Origin of the sequence: Mesorhizobium sp. M7A.F.Ca.CA.003.01.2.1, assembly GCF_003998945.1 — a bacterium.
Lineage (GTDB): Bacteria > Pseudomonadota > Alphaproteobacteria > Rhizobiales > Rhizobiaceae > Mesorhizobium > Mesorhizobium ciceri.
Map to the genome: position 1 here is coordinate 1 of NZ_RZRA01001201.1, position 1,363 is coordinate 1,363.

Below are 1,363 nucleotides of genomic sequence, written 5' to 3' on the forward strand. Positions count from 1 at the left end.
TGCCGAAACCAGACGATGCCACGATGCGCCGGCGCGACGAGATCGTCGCCGACATGCGCATCATCGTGCCGGGTGAGGGCGTCGTCGACGCCGCCAATTCCATGCGCGCCTTCGAGAGCGACGGCTTGACCGCCTATCGGCAGCTGCCGCTGGTCGTCGTGCTGCCGCAAACGGTGGCGCAGGTTTCGCGCGTGCTGAAATACTGCAACGACCGCAACATCCGCGTCGTGCCGCGCGGCTCCGGCACCTCGCTGTCGGGCGGGGCGCTGCCGCTCGAGGACGCGGTGCTGCTGGTCATGAGCCGTTTCAACCGTATCCTCGGGATCGATTTTCCCAATCGCGTCGTCGTTGCCCAGCCGGGCGTCACCAATCTCGGCATCACCACCGCCGTCGAGCAGGAGGGCTTTTACTACGCCCCCGATCCATCCTCCCAGATCGCCTGCTCGATCGGCGGCAATGTCGCGGAGAATTCCGGCGGCGTGCACTGCCTGAAATACGGCCTCACAGCCAACAATGTGCTCGGCATCGAGATGGTGCTGATGAATGGCGAGGTGGTGCGGCTGGGCGGCAGTCACCTCGATGCGGAAGGCTACGACCTGCTCGGCGTCATGACCGGGTCCGAAGGGCTGCTCGGCGTCGTCACCGAGGTCACCGTGCGCATCCTGAAGAAGCCGGAGACGGCACGTGCACTGCTGATCGGCTTCCCGACCAGCGAGCAGGGCGGCCAGTGCGTTGCCGACATCATCGGCGCCGGCATCATCCCGGGCGGCATGGAGATGATGGACCGGCCGGCGATCCATGCGGCGGAAGATTTCGTTCATGCCGGCTATCCCCTCGATGTCGAGGCGCTGCTGATCGTCGAGCTCGACGGGCCGGGCGTCGAGGTCGATCATCTGATCGGGCTGGTCGAGGCGATCGCCTACAAGAACGGCTCGACCACCTGCCGCATTTCGCAGTCCGAACAGGAACGGCTGAGCTTCTGGGCCGGCCGCAAGGCGGCGTTTCCGGCCGTCGGCCGCATCTCGCCCGACTACTACTGCATGGACGGCACCATCCCGCGCAAGGAGCTGCCGCGCGTGCTCGCCGGCATGCGCGAGCTGTCGGAAAAATACGGTCTCGGCGTCGCCAATGTCTTTCATGCCGGTGACGGCAATCTGCATCCGCTGATCCTCTACGACGCCAACGTACCGGGCGAACTCGACAAGGCCGAAAGTTTCGGCGCCGATATATTGCGGCTCTGCGTCAAGGTCGGCGGCGTCTTGACCGGCGAACACGGTGTGGGCGTGGAAAAACGCGACCTGATGCCGGAAATGTTCACCCAGATCGATCTCGACCAGCAGATGCGCGTCAAATGTGCCTTCGA

The 1,363-nt window shown here is 64.9% G+C and carries 1 protein-coding gene; it reads left to right on the forward strand.

Translation table 11 applies throughout. The features are described from left to right. The coding region (locus EN969_RS31185; protein ID WP_245467585.1) for an FAD-linked oxidase C-terminal domain-containing protein at positions 1 to 1,363 on the forward strand (1,363 nt) is incomplete at both ends.